General features: G+C 28.1%; 17 protein-coding genes. 7 read left to right on the plus strand and 10 right to left on the minus strand.

Annotation, left to right across the window (positions count from 1 at the left end):
• Positions 1 to 28: 28 nt before the first annotated feature.
• The 3 genes from ACTTAO_RS02685 to polA are packed head-to-tail and all read right to left on the minus strand — an operon-like array spanning position 29 to position 5,108.
• Complete coding sequence (locus tag ACTTAO_RS02685; RefSeq protein WP_440690810.1) at positions 29 to 1,570, minus strand: sensor histidine kinase; 1,542 nt, start codon at positions 1,568 to 1,570, stop codon at positions 29 to 31.
• Positions 1,570 to 2,277, minus strand: coding sequence for a response regulator transcription factor (locus ACTTAO_RS02690; RefSeq protein WP_440613724.1), 708 nt, complete (start codon positions 2,275 to 2,277; stop codon positions 1,570 to 1,572). Before ACTTAO_RS02690 ends, ACTTAO_RS02685 begins: the two co-directional genes overlap by 1 nt.
• 56 nt (positions 2,278 to 2,333) lie before the next feature.
• Positions 2,334 to 5,108: a DNA polymerase I gene (polA, locus tag ACTTAO_RS02695; RefSeq protein WP_440690811.1), complete on the minus strand. Its 2,775-nt coding sequence runs from the start codon at positions 5,106 to 5,108 to the stop codon at positions 2,334 to 2,336.
• Between the two features lie 111 nt (positions 5,109 to 5,219).
• Here polA and ACTTAO_RS02700 point away from each other — a divergent pair, with 111 nt between their 5' ends.
• On the plus strand, positions 5,220 to 5,771 hold the full coding sequence (locus ACTTAO_RS02700) for a biotin transporter BioY (protein ID WP_440613722.1): 552 nt from the start codon (positions 5,220 to 5,222) through the stop codon (positions 5,769 to 5,771).
• On the opposite strand, the gene ACTTAO_RS02705 is transcribed toward ACTTAO_RS02700, so the two are convergent.
• Positions 5,764 to 6,327 (minus strand): ActR/PrrA/RegA family redox response regulator transcription factor, encoded by a 564-nt coding sequence (locus tag ACTTAO_RS02705; protein ID WP_440613721.1) that lies wholly within the window; start codon positions 6,325 to 6,327, stop codon positions 5,764 to 5,766. The two genes, ACTTAO_RS02700 and ACTTAO_RS02705, sit on opposite strands and share 8 nt — an antisense overlap.
• 164 nt (positions 6,328 to 6,491) lie before the next feature.
• On the opposite strand from ACTTAO_RS02705, the gene ACTTAO_RS02710 reads away from it, so the two are divergent.
• From ACTTAO_RS02710 to speB, 3 genes are read left to right on the plus strand one after another with little or no spacing between them, the layout of a single operon-like run.
• Positions 6,492 to 7,676, plus strand: coding sequence for a type III PLP-dependent enzyme (locus ACTTAO_RS02710; protein ID WP_440613720.1), 1,185 nt, complete (start codon positions 6,492 to 6,494; stop codon positions 7,674 to 7,676).
• Positions 7,676 to 8,719 (plus strand): 1,9-bis(guanidino)-5-aza-nonane synthase, encoded by a 1,044-nt coding sequence (locus ACTTAO_RS02715; RefSeq protein ID WP_440690812.1) that lies wholly within the window; start codon positions 7,676 to 7,678, stop codon positions 8,717 to 8,719. The genes ACTTAO_RS02710 and ACTTAO_RS02715 overlap by 1 nt, the downstream gene beginning before the upstream one ends.
• Before the next feature lie 2 nt (positions 8,720 to 8,721).
• Entirely contained in the window at positions 8,722 to 9,597 is an 876-nt protein-coding gene (gene speB, locus ACTTAO_RS02720) for an agmatinase (RefSeq protein WP_440690813.1), read from the plus strand.
• Here the strand turns inward: speB and ACTTAO_RS02725 are convergent.
• The 4 genes from ACTTAO_RS02725 to ACTTAO_RS02740 are packed head-to-tail and all read right to left on the minus strand — an operon-like array spanning position 9,594 to position 13,126.
• Entirely contained in the window at positions 9,594 to 10,148 is a 555-nt protein-coding gene (locus ACTTAO_RS02725) for a queuosine precursor transporter (protein ID WP_440690814.1), read from the minus strand. The genes speB and ACTTAO_RS02725 overlap by 4 nt on opposite strands.
• On the minus strand, positions 10,148 to 10,459 hold the full coding sequence (rpmB, locus tag ACTTAO_RS02730) for a 50S ribosomal protein L28 (protein ID WP_075506505.1): 312 nt from the start codon (positions 10,457 to 10,459) through the stop codon (positions 10,148 to 10,150). Before rpmB ends, ACTTAO_RS02725 begins: the two co-directional genes overlap by 1 nt.
• Positions 10,460 to 10,511: 52 nt before the next feature.
• Positions 10,512 to 11,564 carry a quinone-dependent dihydroorotate dehydrogenase gene (locus ACTTAO_RS02735; RefSeq protein ID WP_440633064.1) on the minus strand — a complete coding sequence of 351 codons (1,053 nt, stop codon included), beginning with the start codon at positions 11,562 to 11,564 and terminating at the stop codon, positions 10,512 to 10,514.
• A complete protein-coding gene (locus ACTTAO_RS02740; protein ID WP_440633065.1) occupies positions 11,564 to 13,126 on the minus strand; it encodes a lysine--tRNA ligase in 1,563 nt (520 codons plus the stop codon). The genes ACTTAO_RS02735 and ACTTAO_RS02740 overlap by 1 nt, the downstream gene beginning before the upstream one ends.
• 87 nt (positions 13,127 to 13,213) lie before the next feature.
• Between ACTTAO_RS02740 and ACTTAO_RS02745 the strand changes: the two genes are divergently transcribed.
• Genes ACTTAO_RS02745 through ACTTAO_RS02755 form a run of 3 tightly spaced genes read left to right on the plus strand, consistent with a single transcriptional unit; the run spans position 13,214 to position 16,765 of the window.
• Positions 13,214 to 14,653 (plus strand): TrkH family potassium uptake protein, encoded by a 1,440-nt coding sequence (locus tag ACTTAO_RS02745; RefSeq protein WP_440690815.1) that lies wholly within the window; start codon positions 13,214 to 13,216, stop codon positions 14,651 to 14,653.
• 2 nt (positions 14,654 to 14,655) lie between these two features.
• Entirely contained in the window at positions 14,656 to 16,032 is a 1,377-nt protein-coding gene (locus tag ACTTAO_RS02750) for an AmpG family muropeptide MFS transporter (RefSeq protein ID WP_440672578.1), read from the plus strand.
• Positions 16,022 to 16,765, plus strand: a complete 744-nt coding sequence (locus tag ACTTAO_RS02755) for a C40 family peptidase (protein ID WP_440653123.1) — start codon at positions 16,022 to 16,024, stop codon at positions 16,763 to 16,765. Before ACTTAO_RS02750 ends, ACTTAO_RS02755 begins: the two co-directional genes overlap by 11 nt.
• Here ACTTAO_RS02755 and ACTTAO_RS02760 read toward each other — a convergent pair.
• Together ACTTAO_RS02760 and hisC are read right to left on the minus strand one after the other, a co-directional pair.
• Entirely contained in the window at positions 16,762 to 17,658 is an 897-nt protein-coding gene (locus ACTTAO_RS02760; RefSeq protein ID WP_440654949.1) for a prephenate dehydrogenase, read from the minus strand. The two genes, ACTTAO_RS02755 and ACTTAO_RS02760, sit on opposite strands and share 4 nt — an antisense overlap.
• Positions 17,659 to 18,741, minus strand: coding sequence for a histidinol-phosphate transaminase (gene hisC / locus ACTTAO_RS02765; RefSeq protein WP_440690816.1), 1,083 nt, complete (start codon positions 18,739 to 18,741; stop codon positions 17,659 to 17,661).
• Between the last annotated feature and the right edge of the window lie 81 nt (positions 18,742 to 18,822).

The raw sequence follows: 18,822 nt of genomic DNA on the forward strand, positions 1-18,822 counted from the left end.
AGTTAAGTTCTATTTTATCAACTAAAGATTATAAACTAGGAAATTGTATTTCTATCAATGCTCCTTGCTTATCTAGCCTATTGGATGCTTCAATTTTTCCATCATGAAGATCAACCAAATTTTTTACAATATTTAAACCTAATCCTGAATGCTCACCAAAATTTTCTGGTCTATTACTGTAAAAACGATTAAAAATTTTTGAAGTATCTTTCTCTTTAAATCCTTGTCCTTCATCTAAAATTTTAACAATAACTTTTTTTTCTAATCCATTTGAAACATTCACGATTACCTCACTACCATCTTCACTAAATGAAATAGAATTATCCAATAAATTAGCAACGATTTGTTCAATCCTATTTTCTATTCCATTAATTAGATACTCTGACTTTCCATCATTTTGATAGTTTATACTTATATTTTTCTTGAATTTATAAATGTTGTTATAATCATCAACAACAGATTGGATAATTGGTTGTATATCTAGTTTTTTCATTTGCTCTTTACTAAGTGCAACTTCATCTTTCAACATTTGTGAATAATCTGTAATTAATCTTTCAATTCTTTGTACGTCATGAGTAAGAATATCTAAAAGCTTAGTTCTTTGATTTATATCTTTTGTATCTTTTAAAATTTCCGATGCACTTTTTAAAGATGCTAGTGGATTTCTTATTTCATGGACTAAATCTGTTGAGAAATTTTCTGCATGAGAAATTCGTTTTTGCAATTCATTAGTCATATCCTCCATTGAATTAGATAATAATCCCAATTCGTCATTTCTATTCTTCAAATTTTCAATTCCTGTTTTGCCAGGGTTTTTTTCTTTTACTTTGATTGTATATCCAACTAGGTTTTGAATTGGTTTAATAAAATATCTGCTAAGTACAAAAGAAAAAATTAAAATTACAAAACCAACTGATATAGCTGTTCTAATTACAAATGCTCTTCTCTCGTCTATAGCTGTCTTAATCTCATTGGCGTTCTCTGAGATAACTATAAAACCTAAATTATTTTCATCACTTTTTACATTTTTAACTGTTGTAACTTTAAATTGATTTAAATTATCTTCTGTAAAAGTATAATAATTTCCATAGTTATCTGAATTATTATACCTTTCTAATAAATTTTTAAATGAAGCCTTTGTTTCATTATTTTGAGAAGAATTATTTTCTTTGTTTTCATCTTCATTGACTTCTTCACTCAAACTTTCAAATTCAATTTTATCTAATCGTGTTGAAAAAGATCGTGGATCAAGATCTAAAGTATCAGTATCACCAATTAATTCTAATTTGTTATCAAAGAAAATGACTCTGTCTAAATTTTGAAAAATAAATCTTGTAGAAAATAAAAATTTTCTAATATCATTTTCCTGAAATTTTATACTCAATCTTTTAATATTATCAGTCGTATTATTAATAATATTAATATGATCTTCAGATTTTTTTTTTAATAAACTTGGTTCAATATTAGTAAGATAAATAAGTGTAAATAAACCAATAATTGTAAATATTACAAAGTTTATAAATAGAAATTTTTTAAGAATAGAAAGAGTCTTTAAGTATTTACTAAACATCAGCTAACATTCCATCTATATCCACTACCATATCTAGTTTCAATAGCTGAAAAATCAGGATCTACTTTTTTGAATTTTTTTCTTATTCTTTTGACGTGACTATCAATAGTTCTATCTTCAATATCTGTATCTTCTCTGTAAGCAATGTCCATTAGTTGGGCTCTTTCTTTAATAATCCCAGGTCTTTTTGCCAATTCTTTAACAATCAAAAATTCAGTAGTTGTTAATTTATCTGGCAATTGTTTGCCATTCCACTCACACTCAAGCTGAGATGGATCAAGTTTTAATCTACCATGTGATATTAAGCTTTTATTTTCCTCTAATGTATTATTTGAGTCTTTTTTTCTTAATTGAACTCTTATTCTTTCAATCAAAACTTTAATTGAAAATCCTCCAGATTTTTTTACAAAATCATCTGCACCTAATTTTAATCCTAGCAACTCATCAATTTCATCATCTTTGGATGTTAAAAATATTACCGGAAGAGAAGTTTTTTTTCTTAATTTTTTAAGTAATTCTTCGCCATCCATTTTAGGCATTTTAATATCAATAACTGCTAAGTCAGGTGGCATTCTAGTAAGACCGATTAATGCACTCTCTCCATCAATATATGTTTGAACTTTGAAACCCTCTTTTTCTAAGGCAATACTAAGACTAGTTAGTATGTTTCTGTCATCATCAATTAGAGCTATAGTTTGTGTTTGCATTTTTATTTTTACATATAAAAATATTAAATTGTTCTAAATTAGGCAATTGAATATAATTAGTGAAGCATTCCCCAATTATCACCAACATTTACATCAACTGTTAAAGGGGTAGAAAAAGAATGATAATCACTTTGAGTAACACTAGTCATCTCATTCTGTATTAACTTGACCATTGTCTTTTCCTCTTTTTTTGGGACTTCAAAAATAAGCTCGTCGTGTATTTGAAGAAGTATTTTTGATTTCAAATTTTTTTCTTCATTCAATTTTTTGTATAATCTGATCATTGCTAACCTCATAACTTCAGATGCTGACCCTTGTATTGGAGCATTAATTGCTGCTCTCTCTTGAAAATTTCTTACATTAAAATTTTTATCATTTATTCCATTAAAATGAGATCTTCTTCCGAATATGTTATTTACATAGCCACTTTTTCTACAAAACTTAATTGTGCTATCCATATAAACTTTAATTTCAGGAAATTTAGCAAAATAGGCATTAAGAAATTCTTCTGCTTCATAATTAGAAACATTTATTTGTTTGGCTAAACCATACTGAGAAATTCCATAAATTATTCCAAAGTTTATTGCTTTAGCCTTCCTTCTGTGGTCTTGATTTACCTTTTTGATATCAATATTAAATATTTGGCTAGCTGTTAATGAGTGAATATCCTCGTTATTGTTAAAAGCTTTTTTAAGTTCTTTAACATCTGCAAGATCTGCTAAAATTCTCATCTCAATTTGATTATAATCTGCGGATATTAATAAATGATCTTTTTTAGCCTTAAACGCTTTTCTTATATCTTTTCCATCTTCAGATTTAATTGGAATATTTTGCAAATTTGGATCACTTGAAGCTAATCTGCCTGTTGTTGTTGCTGCCAATAAAAAAGATGTGTGAACCCTCTTTGTATTTGGATTAATATGCTCTGGCAAAGCGTCGGAGTAAGTATTTTTTAATTTTGAAACCTGTCTCCAATCTAATACTAATTTTGGAAATTCATGACCTTTGAAGGCTAAATCTTCTAAAACACTTGCACTTGTTGCAAAACTTCCCTTTTTTGTTTTTTTTGTCCCTGCAATCTTAAGATCATTATAAATAATTTCTCCTAATTGTTTTGGTGAAGCAATGTTAAATTCTTTCTTAGAAATCTTGAAAACTTCTTTTTCAATTTGTTTAATTTTTTTATTAAATTTAGAAGAAAGAGAATTTAAAAATTTACTATCTACTTCAACACCTTCGATTTCCATAAATGCAAGTATTTTAATTAGTGGTTTTTCAAAAATCTCATAGATATTAAATAATTTTTCAGATTTTAAACTTTTGATAAATTTTTTATATAACCTGAAAGTAACGTCTGCATCTTCTGCTGCGTAATTTTTTGCTGTTTCTAATTCTACCTCACTAAAATTTATTTCTTTTTTGCCAGTACCAACAATTTCTTTAAATGAAATTGTTTTATGTCCAAGATGGATATCCGAAAGGGTGTCCATGTTATGTCTGTTTTTTCCAGCATCCAAAACATAGGACATAAGCATGGTATCCTCCATTGATGAAAGTGAAATGCCAAGTTTGTAGAGAACTATAAAATCAAATTTAATATTTTGACCAATTTTTTTAACACTTGGATCCTCTAATAAATTTTTTAATTTATTGATAACACTATCTTTATTTAAACAATCCTGAGATTTATGACCAACTGGGATATAACAAGCTTTTCCAATTTTTGAACAAAGTGAAATTCCAACTAAATCAGCCTGATGAGGGTCTAACGAACTTGTCTCTGTATCAACAGCAACTTCCCCCACTTCCTCTGCTTCTTCTATCCACTCATCAATTTCATCAATATCTGTAATTAGATGATAGTCTTTATTATTTATTGGTTTTTGTTTTTCAGTAGATTTTAAATTATTTTCAGATCCAGATAACTTTGGTTCACCATAAGCTGAAATTGCAGAACTTAACAATCTATTAAATTCCATTTCTCTTAAAAATTTATAAAGTTTATCTTTATCAACCTCTTTGAGTTTAAATTCTGTTAAGTTTTTATTTACTGGAGACTTATTATCTAGAGTTACAAGTTTTTTACTAATTAAAGCTTTATCTTTATTCTCTATTAAAGTTTCTCTTCTTTTGTTCTGTTTAATTTCATGAGCAGAGTCTAATAATTTTTCTAGAGTACCATATTTATTAATTAATTCTGCGGCTGTTTTAACTCCTATTCCTGGAACACCAGGTACGTTGTCACTACTATCGCCTGCTAAAGATTGAACATCTATAACTTTTGAAGCATCAACACCAAACTTTTTAATCACATCGTCCTCTGTGATAAATTTATTTTTCATAGGGTCAAAAATTCGAACACCTTTTTTATAAAGTTGCATTAAATCTTTATCTGATGAAACGATTGTAACTTTAGCCCCTTTTTTGAGTATTTGATCAACATATGTGGCTATGAGATCGTCAGCTTCATAGTTTGGCAAATCTACAGAAGGTAAATTAAACGCTAAAACTGATTTTCTAATATACTCAAACTGAGGTGCTAGATCATCTGGGGCTTCTGATCGATTAGCTTTATAATCACTATAAATTTCATTTCTGAAAGTCTTTCTGGCAGAATCAAAAATTACAGCAAAATGTGTTGGTTTTTGTAAATTTTGATCAGATTTTGAATCCTCTAATAATTTAAACAACATGCTACAAAATCCACTTACAGCACCTGTGGGTAGTCCATCACTTTTTCTAGTCAATGGTGGTAAAGCATAATAAGCTCTAAAAATATAACCAGAGCCATCAATTAAATAAAAATGATCTGTTTTTTGAATTTTATTCATGAAGATTAACAAATATTACATTGCTAAGAATTTCTGTATATAAAAAAATAAATTTAAACCTTTAAGCTAATATAGCTAGATTATTTTTTATATTTTGAGTATTATTTTACTATGGAACTTACAAAAAACTTAACACAAACAAAAATCATAAAATCTTTGTTAGCTGTGATTCTGGGTTCAATTGCTTTAACTATCTCTGCAAAAATTAAAATTCCATTTTATCCAGTTCCAATGACAATGCAGACATTTGTTGTTTTATTCTTAGGTGTAAGCCTAGGTTATAAAATTGGATTAGCTTCTGTAGGTTTATATTTATTAGAGGGGATTGCGGGATTACCTGTATTTTCAAACTCTCCAGAAAAAGGAATTGGTATAGTCTATTTTACTGGCCCAACGATGGGCTATTTAATTGGTTTTTTAACTGCTTGTTATTTAGCCTCAAAAATTAATACAAAAGATAGTTTTATAATTATTCTAACTAAATTAGTTATTGCAACATCTACAATCTATATCTTGGGTTTAATATGGCTGGGTACTCTGATTGGTTGGGATAAACCGATATTTTCACTTGGTGCAAAACCATTTTTATTAGCAGAACTATTTAAAATTATTATTTTAGCTTTAGCCGCTAAACAAATAATTAAAATAAGAAATATTATCTAGGGGATCTTTTAGATAGAATTCTTTGAAGAGTTCTTCTGTGCATCTTCAATCTTCGAGCTGTTTCAGAAACATTCCTATTACATAATTCAAATACTCTATGAATATGTTCCCATTTAACTCTATCTGCTGACATTGGATTTTCTGGTGGTGCAGCCTTTTTAGCTGGATCTGCCAACAATGCTTTTTCTACATCCTCTGCATCTGCTGGTTTTGCTAAGTAATCAATTGCACCTTCTTTAATAGCTGCAACTGCAGTGGGAATATTTCCATAACCCGTGAGCATTATAATTCTACTATCATTATTAGAAGATTGAATCTCCTTAACGACCTCAAGGCCATTACCGTCTCCAAGTCTTAAGTCCACAACTGCGAAACCTGGTTTTTTACTTTTAACAGATTCAACTCCCTTTTGTACACTCTCAGCTTGAAAAACTTCAAAACCTTTTTTTTCCATAGCTCTTGCTAATCTTTCTCTAAAAGGATTGTCATCGTCTACTATTAAAAGCGACTTATTTTCGAAATCGCTTAGATTTTGTAATTTGGCTTCGTTTTTCATCAGCCTTATATGGGGTCAAAATCTAATATTACAATATATGAAAATTGCGCAAATCAGCCTTGAATTATTTGCTTTACATTGCCTGTGTTTACATTATATGGCTCAAATTATTAAAGTTTTATTAAAAACTTTTTTTTATTAAATTTTTTTTGGAGGCATATGAAATGCAAAAATTTAAGTCAGTTGAAGAACTTATAAATCAACTGAAACCTGAAAAGCCTGTTTATTGTATTAGGAAGAAATCCATAGAGTCTTCGGTTAAATTTTTCTTAGATAAGTTCCCTGGAAAAATTTTATATGCAGTTAAAACAAACCCACATCCCGAAGTTATTCAAACAATTTTAAACACAGGTGTAAACCAATTTGATGTTGCCTCAATTGAAGAAATTAAAGCTATAAGAAAACTTACTCAAAATGCAAAATGTTCTTATATGCATACTGTAAAAAGTAGAGAAAGTATCAAAGAGGCCTATTTTAATTATGGTGTAAAAACTTTCTCATTAGACACAAAAGAAGAGTTAATCAAAATTATTGAAAGTACAAATAATGCAAAAGATTTAGAATTATTTGTAAGAGTTGCTGTTTCAAATGAGCATGCTGAAATTGATTTATCTAAAAAATTTGGAGCACTAACATCTGAAGCTGTAGGATTACTAAGATTAGTAAAACAATATGCAAAAAAAATTGGATTAAGTTTCCATGTTGGATCGCAGTGTATGCATCCAATTTCATATGCTAAAGGTATAAATGAGATTGGAAATATAATTAAAAAAACAAAAATAATCCCTGATACAATAAATGTTGGTGGAGGATTTCCAACAATTTATCCAGATTTAATTCCACAATCATTAGATGAATACTTCAATGAAATTAAAAAAAGTTTGTCTAATTTAAAATTAGAGAAGTTGCCAGAGATAATTTGTGAACCAGGAAGAGCATTGGTTGCAGAAAGTGGTTCAACAATTGTTAAAGTTAATTTAAGAAAAAAACAAAAACTTTATATAAACGATGGAACATATGGAACCCTATTTGATGCAGGCACACCTAACATAGTTTATCCATCTAAAATGATTAAAGAAAATTCAAATAAAATAATTTCAAAAAAATTGACTGCTTTTGATTTCTTTGGTCCTACTTGCGATAGCATGGATTATATGAAAGGACCTTTTTTATTACCAAATAATATTAAAGAAAATGATTACATAGAGCTTGGTCAACTTGGAGCATATGGATTAACTTTTAGAACACAATTCAATGGTTACTATTCAGATGAAATTTATGAAGTTGAAGATAAACCAATAATGTCAATGTATGAAAAAGACGTTAACAGCGCTCATATGGTTGCTTAATGTCAGACCAAAAAAATCCAGGACATAATAGTAAAAGAGATTTTTTAAAAAATCCTGTCGAACATATAGATATTACTTCGTTTGACTCTAGAGCAATTATTTCTTCAATGGAGAAAATGTCATTTGTATCTAGAGAGACTGCAAATGCAGCAAACATTTACAACGAAATGCTTAAAGATAAGGAGTGTACAATTTTTCTTACTTTAGCAGGATCAACATCTGCAGCAGGATGTATGAATATTTATAAAGATCTTGTTAAATACAATATGGTTGATGCAATTGTAGCAACAGGGGCATCAATTGTAGATATGGATTTTTTTGAAGCTCTTGGATTTAAACATTATCAGGGATCTCAATTTCAAGATGATACAGAATTAAGAGACAACTATATTGATAGAATTTACGACACATATATCGATGAAGAAGAGCTTCAAATGTGTGATAAAATTATTTGTGAAATTGCAGATACTTTAGATCCAAGAAGTTATACTTCGAGAGAGTTTATTTTAGAAATGGGAAAATATTTAAAAAAAAATTCAAAAAAGAAAGACTCTTTAATTGAAACAGCTTACGATAATAATGTTCCAATTTTTTGTCCAGCTTTCACAGATTCAAGTGCAGGTTTTGGTCTTGTAATGCATCAAGAAAAAAATCCTAAAAAACATATCACTATAGACTCAGTTAGAGAATTTAGAGAACTAACGGAAATTAAAATCAAATCAAAAGGTTCTGGTTTATTTATGATTGGTGGAGGAGTTCCTAAAAATTTTATTCAAGACACTGTTATTTGTGCTGAGCTTCTTGGTAAAAATGTAGATATGCATAAGTATGCTGTACAAATTACAGTTGCTGATAGTAGAGATGGTGCGTGTAGTAGTTCTACTTTAAAAGAAGCAAGTTCTTGGGGTAAAGTGGATATCACTAAAGAACAAATGGTATTTGCTGAAGCAACAAGTGTATTGCCATTAATAGCTAGCGATGCTTACCATAAAGGTGAGTGGAAAAATAGAGAACGAAAAAACTTCTCAAAAATATTTATATAAAATTGAAATACTTATCAAACAAACATGGTTTCTTAGGAATTGATAATACATTCAACTTCAAAGAAAAAGTAGTAGTCGTTCCATTTGGACTTGAAAAAACAGTTAGTTATGGCGGTGGAACAAAAAATGGACCAAAAGAAATTATCAAAGCTTCTCACCAAGTTGAACTATATGATGAGGAACTAAATTGTGAACCTTACAAAAAAATAGGTATCAAGACATTAAAACCATTCAAAATTGATAAAAATATCAAAGTAGCATTAAATAAAATTTCTAAAATCAATGGGGAAATTTTAGATAAAAAACTATTTCCAATGACTTTTGGTGGTGAACATTCAATTACACCAGGATGCATTGTTCCTTTTACAAAAAAATATAAAAATATTTGTCTTTTACATTTCGATGCGCACGCAGATTTGCGTGAAAGTTATAATGGTGAAAAATTTTCACATGCATCGGCAATAAGAAGATGTTTAGATTATAAAAATGTGTCTTTAGTCTCTTTTGGAATTAGAAATATATCAGAAGGTGAGATTCCATTTTTGAAAAAAAATTCAAATAGAATAGATATCTTCTGGGCAAAAGATAAAAAAAAATGGAATTTAAATAAATTTAAAAAATTAATAAAAAATAAGACTGTTTACTTAACATTTGATGTAGACGGATTAGATTCAAGTATTATGCCTGCTACTGGAACACCTGAACCAGGTGGATTGTTGTGGGATGAGACATTAGAGATAATTAGAATTGCTGCAAAAAATTCAAATATAGTTGGAGCTGACATTAATGAACTTTCTCCAATTAAAGGATTTAACTCATATAATTTTCTTGTTGCTAAATTAGCTTATAAAATTTTATCTTATAAATTTTTATATTAGACTTTAATAGGCTTAAATATTTTTAATAACATTCTAAATGGTATTAACATTATTAATGCTACTAGTATTTTAACACCCAAATCACCCAAAGATAAAGTAACCCAAGGAACTCCTGTTCCATAAAATGATATTGAGAAAAATAAAAAAGTATCAATAGTTGAACCAATTAATGATGAAGTTAGAGGTGCAACAAACCACTGTTTTTTTCTTAAACGATCAAATATTTGAATATCAAGCAATTGGGCTGTAAGGAAAGCCACTCCTGATCCAACTGCAATTCTAATGGATATTAAATCATCGAAGTTTGTTGATAAAAATAAAGTAAAAATAATTCCTATAAAAAAACCAAAATAAACTATTTTTCTCGCAATTATCTTTCCATAAGATCTATTTGCTAAATCGGTTATCAAAAAAGCTACAGGATAACTAAAAGCTCCATAAGTAAGAATTTCATTTAATCCATAATAATTTATTGGAAATTGAACAAGATAGTTTGAGGATAAAACAACCACACCCATCATTAAAGATAGGCTGATAAAAAATTTATTCATTAAGCAGATTTAGCTACTGGCTTTTTTTTATATGGTGATTTTAATAAAATAACTTTTTTAAGTTTTTTTAATCTTGGTGATATATTTTTATTTTTTACAGTTTTTAAGAATTCGTCAAAACTTCCCTTTTTATCAACTGATCTTACTCCTGAATTGCTAACTGTTAATTTTAAACTTCTTCCAGCTAGCTCACTTGTAAATTTTACTTTTTTTAAATTGGGTAAAAATCTTCTTTTAGTCTTATTGTTAGCATGACTAACATTATGACCCTTCATTGGAATTTTACCGGTTAGTTCGCATTTTTTTGACATAATTTCACTGCCTATATAAGGGGAGATATTAAGGGCGTCAAGTTTATTAAAATTAAGAAAGAGTTTTATTTCCAACGATTTCTGAAATATTTTTCACTCCATCTCTAAGAAGTAATTCTTTTAGCTCTTTTTTAATGTTTGCAGCAATGTTTGGTCCTTGAAATACCATCCCTGTATATAACTGAATATAATCTGCCCCTGACAAAAATTTATCATGTGCAGACTTTCCGGAATCAATACCTCCTACCCCAATTATTTTAATTCTACCATTTAACAATTTAAAGAATTTATTAATAAGTAAATTTGATTTTTGTTCAATTGGCTTTCCTGACAACCCTCCTTTTTGGTGTCGTTGAATATTTTTTAAATCATCTCTAGTACTTTCTGATGTATTTGAAATAATTATTGCAGATATATCATTTTCTAAAAGAATCTCTGATATTAATTCTATTTGCTTTAAATCAATATCTGGAGAAATTTTAACTACAATTGGAATTTTGGTTTTCAATTCATTTTTTTTATCTTTAATTGATTTTAATAATTCTTTTAATTTATTTTCATCATGAAAATTTCTTAGATTTTCAGTATTTGGAGAAGAAATATTAATTGTAATATAATCAGCAACTTCATGAAATTTTTCTAATCCAATTAAATAATCATTCAATCGATTATCAGAATCTTTATTTGGTCCAACATTTACTCCAAGTATTCCATTTTTTTTATTTGATTTTATTCTATTTAAAATAGTTTCAGATCCTTGATTGTTAAATCCCAATCTATTAATTAATGCTTGATCTTCAACTAATCTAAATACTCTTGGCTTTTCATTACCATATTGTTTTAAAGGAGTAACAGTTCCAACTTCAACAAAACCAAATCCTAATTTAAACAAAGGATTGTAAACCTCTGCATTTTTATCAAAACCAGCTGCTATTCCTATTGGGTTGCTTAAATCTTTGCCAAATATTTGTGTTTTAAAAATAGGATTATTTTTATTTTCATCAAATACATTTGATACCAAATTAAATTTTAAAGATTGAATTGCTAGAGTATGGGCTTTTTCTGGATCTAATTTGAAAATTAAAGATCTTAAATTTGAATACATTATTTGAGTTTACTCATTATAAGGTCTTTTGTTTCATTAACACCAAAAAAACTTATAAAAAATCCCATTCTTGGTCCATTTTCATCACCGAAAACCACCTCATAAATAAGTTTAAACCAATCTCTTAAATTTTCAGCATAACCATTTTCTTTTCCAGTAGAATAAATCAAAGTTTGAATTTCCTCTGGTGGCATCTGATCATTACATTTTTCTAAAGTTGAAATTAAAGCCACAAGAGCTTTTTTTTCATCTTCAGAAGGTGTTTTGTATTTTTTTTGAGACTTAATTACATCATTAAAATATCTAATTGCGTAACCTACTAATCCATCAAAAATAGGAAAGTTAGTTTCTTGAATATTGGGTTTGTATTTTTTTACAAATTTCCACAATAAATCTTTACTATCTGCATTACTTGTTTCGACTAAATTCAATAACATTGAAAAACTCATAATCATGTCTTCTTTTGGAATACTCCCATTGTGGACATGCCACACTGGATTCATTACTAATTGCTGCTCTGTCTGCTTTTTAGATTTTTCAATGTTATCCAAATATTCATCTACTGCTTTTGGAACTATTTCTTTATAAAGTTTTTTAGCTCTTTTTGGATTTTGATACATATATAGAGATAAACTTTCTGGTGAAGCATACTTCAACCATTGATCAATAGTTATTCCATTACCTTTAGATTTTGAAATTTTCTCACCTTTTTCATCTAGAAAAAGTTCATATGCAAATCCTGATGGATTCTTTTTACCCAATAAATTAATGATTTTTGTAGATAAAATTGCACTTTCAATCAAATCCTTACCATACATTTCAAAATCAACATCTAAAGCAAACCATCTCATTGCCCAATCTACTTTCCACTGTAATTTACAATTACCATCTAAAATACTACTCTCTAATTTTTTACCTTTATTATCGAATATTATTTTAGAATTAGACTGATCAATTTCTAAAACAGGTATCTCCAAAACATGACCTGAGTCAGGACATACTGGTAAAAAAGGACTGTATGTTTTTTGTCTTTCTTTCCCAAGTGTTGGTAAAATAATATTCATTATTCCTTCATAATTTTCTAAAATGATTTTCAAAGTAGGATTAAAAAAACCTGCCTTGTACAAAGATGTGGAACTTTTAAAATTATATTTAAAATTAAAACTGTTTAAAAAATCCTTTAGCATTTCATTATTATGTTCTCCAAAACTATTAAATTTTTGAAAAGGATCAGGTACTTGCGTTAAAGGTTTGTGAAGGTTTTGTTGCAACAATTCTTGATTAGGAACATTATCTGGAACTTTTCTTAAGCCATCCATATCATCTGAAAATGTAATAATTTCTGTTGGTAAATCTGTGAGTTGATTAAGTGCATTAACCATCATTGAAGTTCGTGCAACTTCTCCGAAAGTACCTATATGAGGTAATCCACTTGGACCATATCCTGTTTGGAGAGTAATCTTACCTTTTTTTTCAATAAAAGCTTTTCTTTCACGAAGCATTTTTTTAGCTTCAACAAAAGGCCAAGCACTTGTCTTTTCTAGGACATCTTTTTTAATCATGAATTGCTCTTTTTAACCTTAAACTAGTGATTATATTAATTCTTATAGAGTTGAAATTTATTTACCATAAAATATTGTTCTTTCAAAATGTCTAATTACAAAACTGTTTTTTTTACGCTTGGAATTCTGCAAATAATATTGGGTGTATCAATGTTCATCCCAATTATAGTACAATTCTTTTACTCAGAGATAGACTCTTCTTTCTTTGGCTCATCTATTGTAACCATAATCTTTGGAACTTTATTTTTTTTATCAAATTTAGATCACGATAAAAAACTTAATCTACAACAAGCTTTCTTATTAACTGCCCTATCTTGGATTAGTATTGCAGTATTTGGATCTTTACCGTTTGTATTCTCTAGTATTGAACTTTCAATTACAGACTCTTTTTTTGAAAGTATGTCAGGAATTACTACAACTGGATCTACAATAATCTCAGATTTAGAGAACGCACCAAAGGGTCTTCTTTTATGGAGAGCTATTTTACAATGGCTAGGTGGAATTGGAATAATTGTAATGGCGATTACTTTAATGCCTATAATGAATGTTGGAGGTATGCAATTATTTAAAATTTCAAGTAATGACTCTTCAGAAAAAATACTCCCTAAGTCAAAAGAAATAGCACTTAGATTAATTTATATTTACTCAGGATTAACAGGCCTTTGTGCAATCACTTATTGGATATTTGGTATGGGTAAATTTGACAGCTTAACCCACTCAATGACTACAATTGCTACTGGAGGCTTTTCTAACTACAACGAGTCAATTGGATACTTTAATAGTTTACCAATTGAGATTTCATCAATGTTTTTTATTATATTGGGAAGTATTCCTTTTATTGCTTATATTAAATTTATAAGTGGAAACAAAAAAATTTTTTTAAATGATATTCAAATCAAAACCTTTTTAAAAATTATAATATTCACTGTTATAATTTTATCTATTTACTTATTATTTTCTAATCAAGAAAACTTTAGTTTAAGATCAATATTTTTTAATACTATATCAATCCTGAGTGGTACTGGTTATGTAAACGCAGAATTTGATAAATGGGGCAGTTTTCCTATAACCCTGTTTCTTGCACTGATGTTTATAGGTGGATGCGCGGGTTCTACAGCTTGTGGTGTAAAAATATTTAGAATTCAAATTCTTTATCTATTTATTCTAAACCAATTAAAAAAAATAATTTATCCTAAAGGGGTATTTGTAATTAAGTATGATCAAAGTGCAGTTGATGAAAAGTTTATAGCTTCAATTATTTCATTTATTTATTTTTATATCGTAATATTTTTTATTCTTACTGCATTGTTATCATTAACTGGTTTAGATTTTATTACAGCTATCTCGGGTGCCGCTACATCTATTTCAAATGTTGGACCTGGTCTTGGTCCAATAATTGGCCCCAATGGAGATTTTTCTTCATTACCAGATCTTTCTAAATGGATTTTAACAGTTGGTATGATTTTGGGTAGACTTGAGCTATTTGCAATATTAGTATTATTTTTACCATCATTTTGGAAAAATTAATTATGTCTGAAATAAATAAAACATCCTGGTTAGAATCGATTTCAGTTTACAAAGATATTCGAATGTTAAGAATTTTATTACTTGGTGCAATCAGTGGATTTCCATGGGTCTTGATTGCTAGTAGTTTAAGTCTTTGGTTAAAAGAAGAAGGATTAAGTAGATCTACTATTGGATGGGCAGGACTTATTTTTGGGGTTTATGCTTTTAATTATCTTTGGGCACCAATTATAGATAGAATTCAAATTCCTTTCCTAACTAAAAAATTAGGTCACCGAAGAGGTTGGATTGTTTTAATGCAATTAGTAATTCTATTAAGTTTACTAGTTTGGAGTATTATAAATCCTACAGAAAATTTAGCGTTGATAATTACAGTTGGATTAATCATCGCTATAGCATCAGCAACTCAAGATATAACTGTAGATGCATTAAGAATTGAACAAATTAATGAAAATGAGGGAAAATCAATGGCAGCAGGTGCTGCAATGGCTGTAGTTGGTTGGTGGACAGGTTACAAATTAGGTGGTGTAGTTGCTTTATTTACTGCAGAGTTTTTTGAAAATATTGGTATCCAAGATTACTGGCAAGCAACTTTTTTAATATTAGGTATTTTAATTATTTTAATGAATATTGCTCTGATGTTTGTTCATGAGCCAGTAGAAACTGACAGACAATCAAAGCAAAAGGAAACTGATAATTTAATTAAAGGTAAACTAGGATCTAACAATATTATCACAACTTTTGTTGCTTATATAACTGGAACAATTGGTGGGCCCATTATTAGCTTCTTTAAAAAAAATGGTTTTGCCATAGCTGCAGGAATTTTAGGGTTTGTCTTTTTGTTTAAAATTGGAGAAGCATTCATGGGTAGAATGTCGATTGTATTTTATAAAGAAATAGGCTTTTCAAAAGGACAAATAGCAATCTATTCAAAAGGATTGGGTTGGATCACAACTGTCGTATTTACTTTAATTGGTGGCGTAATGGCTATGAGGGCTGGAACTATAAAAACTATGTTCTTTGCAGGAGGTTTAATGGCGGTTACAAATCTGTTATTTGCTGTCTTAGCATGGACTGGTAAATCTGAACTATTATTTGCAATAGCAGTTATTGCTGACGATATTACTGCAGCTTTTGCAACTGTTGCATTTGTAGCATTTATATCTTTACTGGTTGATCGAACATATACAGCAACACAATACGCATTACTTGCGTCTATAGGGACTGCTGGGAGGACAACTTTAGCATCATCATCAGGAGCTTTAGTAGATTGGTTAAACGGAGATTGGGGAACATTTTTTGTCTTAACAACTATTATGGTTATTCCTTCACTAATATGCCTATGGATGATAAAAAATAAAATTAAAATTGGTGCAAAATAAATTTTATTTTACAGGTAGTTTTTCTAATATTTATAAGAAATCCTCTAAATTTTCAGAAGTAACCTCACAAATATTGTATGGAGAAAAATTTAAAATTTTATCTAAAACTAAAAATTGGATCAAAATAAAATCTAGTTTTGATAATTATACTGGGTACATTCAAAATAAAAATTATTCAAAAGAATTTAAAGCTAATTATAAGGTAAGTAGTTTAAAAGCAAATATCTATAAAAAACCAAATTTAAAAACTAATACTTTTCTATCTTTTGGATCAAAGTTGTCAGTTAAAGAAACTAATAAAAATTTTGCCAGAATTGATAAAAATAAATGGATTAAAAAAAAAGATATAAAAAAAATAAATTATAAAGAAAACAATTTTATTAAAATCTTTAAACAATTTTTGAACATAAAATACATCTGGGGTGGAAAAAGTTACGGGGGAATAGATTGCTCAGCCCTATTACAAATATTTTACTATTATAATAATAAGTTTTTTCCTCGAGATACCAAAGATCAAATTAAATATTTTAAAGGAAACATAAAAAGAAATTATCAAAAGGGAGATATCATTTTTTGGAAAGGGCATGTCGCAATGTGTTTAAATTCCAAACAATTAATACATGCATATGGACCTGAAAAGAAAGTATTGATCATGCCTATAATTAAGACAATTAGAAGAATTGAAAATACAGCAAAACTTAAAGTTAAAAAAATAGCTAAAATTAAAATTTAGCTTCTTCCAAAATCTGGCTTATTAATATCTTGTTTGAGTTTGATTATTTTTGATCTGACTTTTTTAGTTTCAGTAAGCTTGTTAATAATAGATTTATTATTTTTTGAATTAATATCAGATTTAAATGATTTTAAATTTTTAATAAATAAATCAATAGCATTTGAAATATTTTTATTGTTATTAAAAAAAATATCTCGCCACATAATCTCATTAGAAGCTGCTATTCTTGAAAAATCTCTTAGTCCTCCTGCACTATATTTGATTAAATCATAGCTTTGTTTTTTCTCAAAATCTTGAGCTGACTTAACTAAATTATATGCAATTAAGTGAGGCAAATGACTAGTTATTGAAAAAATTTTGTCATGTTTTTCTGGTGACATGATTGTAACTTTTGATCCAATCTTCTCCCAAAATTTTTTCAGAAAATTTAAATTTTTTTTAATTGTATTTTTTTCTTTAATTAAAATACACCATCTACCCTCGAACATGTTGCTCTTTCCATGCTGTGGTCCACTTACTTCAGAACCAGCAATTGGGTGACTGGAAGTCCATGCAATTCCTTTTTTTAAAAATTTTTTTATTATTTTTGATGATTCAATTTTTGAAGAACCAACATCAGTAATTAATGTGTTAGGAGAAATATAATTATTTATTTTCATAATAATATTTTTGTATTCACTCATAGGTGTACAAAAAATAATAAAATTAGATTTTGTTACAGCTTCTTTTAATGAACTAACTACTTTTCCAGGTAATTTAAGATTTTTAATTCTTGATATATTCTTTTTTGACTTTTCATAAATATATACCTTATCTGCTAATTTATTTTTGTGTATAGATCTTAAAACTGAAGATCCAAGTAAACCACAACCTATGATTAAAATATTTTTCATTTAATTAAAAATCTTTCTCACTGCATTCATGAATATTAAATTTTCTCTAGATGAGCCAATAGTTAATCTCAATTTGTTTTTAATATGATAACCATCTTCAGTAGATCTTAATATAATTCCTTTATTTTTTAATTTTTGGTAAAGAAAATTTGCTGAATATTTACAGTCATCAAAATTTAATAGTAAAAAATTTGCCGATACAGCGTTTGAAAAAATATTATATTTTTCGAGAAATTTTTTAAGTCTATTTGCATAATTTAAATTATGTCTAATTGACTTTTGAATGAATTGCTTATCCTTCAATGACTCTATGGCCGCAACTTGAGCCAAACCATTTACATTAAAAGGTGGTTTAATTACATTTAACGCTCTAATTATTTGTTTCGATCCATATCCCCAGCCAATTCTTAATGAGGCCAAGCCAAACATTTTAGAAAATGTTCGTAATATAAATACGTTGTCTTTATTTTTAAATAATTCTAAACCAGAGCTGTAATCATCATTTTTCATATATTCTGAGTACGCGTCATCAATTACTAATAAAATATTTCTATTCAACTTTCTTCTAAGTTCTAAAGTCTCTTTTTTAGTTAAATATGTTCCTGTTGGATTGTTTGGATTTGCAATAAAAACTATTTTAGTTTTCTTAGATACTTTTTTCAATATTTCTTCAATTGAAACTTTAAAATTATTTTCTTTTGCAAATACAACTTTTGCACCAACAATTTTTGCATAAATCCTGTACATTAAAAAACTATATTGAGGAACAATCACTTCATCCTTTGGATGTAGATATAATTGACATAACATTTGAATTACCTCGTCTGAACCTGCTCCACATATTATTTTATCGAAATTGCATTTATATGCTTTAGATATTGCCATTTTAAGATTAGTAGATTTTCCATCTGGATATTTATCTAATACTAAATTTTTTTGAGATATTACTTTTTTTGCTAACGGGCTCATCCCTAAAGCAGACTCATTAGCTGACAATTTAATGACCTTATTAATTTTGTTAATTTTAGATTTGCCAGGCTTATAAGCTTCTATGTTAAATTTTTTAAATTTAGGTGTGCTCATTTTTTTTATTTTTATGAGCTCTTTATAGATAAAAAAACAAATATTTATAGAGAATATGATCTTATTTTAAAAAATTGACAT

The sequence above is a fragment of the Candidatus Pelagibacter sp. HIMB1782 genome, assembly GCF_052047475.1.
GTDB lineage: Bacteria > Pseudomonadota > Alphaproteobacteria > Pelagibacterales > Pelagibacteraceae > Pelagibacter.